Below are 897 nucleotides of genomic sequence, written 5' to 3' on the forward strand. Positions count from 1 at the left end.
AAATTGAGTCAGAAAATCTTTTCTCAATTTGGTTAACTTGTTTGCGTCGTTCGTGCCCAAGTAAAACACTTGCTCTTTGCTTGGCACTGGGTAGCTATCAACACGCACTGCAAACACGCCCAATTTGCCCGCACAGCCGCTCGCTTCAAACAAGCGACGCTCGTCAGCATTAAAACGTGAAGGGATGTCAGACGTTACGTCACGAACTCGTTCATCATATTCTTTGTCTGATGCCATGCGATCATCGTGAACGATCTTGCTTGGGTCGAAATTACCTTCTTGCAGATTGTGAAGAATCTCTTCCGGCGTCTCACCCAAGCCATCAATACCAAGATGGTTAACCAGATGGAGGTTGCCCTGCTTATCGACCTGCGCGTAGATGGCAAGCTCAGTATACGCCGGGCCGCGTTTCACTAACGCACCGCCTGAGTTATTGGCAATGCCACCGACAACCGTCGCTCCTAGCGATGAAGATCCAATAATAGAATGCGGCGCGCGGTTAACGGCTCTGAGTTCTTTTTCTAGTGAGTGTAGACTTGCACCGGGTAAGCACACCGCCTGTTTGCCACCATCCAGCAGATGAATTTTTTTGATTTTGGTAATGTTGATCACCACGACATCGCGGTCATAGTCGTTACCACTTGGTGCAGAGCCTTCTGTGAGACCTGTTTTCGCAGCCTGCATGATGATGATGCAGTTCACCTCGACACACTGTTTAATGATCTTCCATTGTTCTAACAAAGTGTTAGGAAACACGACGGCAAGCGCTGTACCACTACCAGAGCGAAAACCTGAGCGGTAGTATTTGGTTTTAACCTGATCGGTCAGGACATTCTCTTCCCCGACTATCGTTTTAAATTCTTCTATCATCTGCTTTTGTTGCATATCCGTGGCTCT

General features: G+C 47.8%; 1 protein-coding gene. It reads right to left on the bottom strand.

The window, feature by feature from the left end:
* Positions 1-885: D-lactate dehydrogenase (gene dld / locus R7Q11_RS25245; protein WP_225466889.1), on the bottom strand; the 885-nt coding region annotated here is incomplete at its 3' end.
* Between the last annotated feature and the right edge of the window lie 12 nt (positions 886-897).

The sequence above is a fragment of the Vibrio sp. 970 genome (assembly GCF_033339075.1).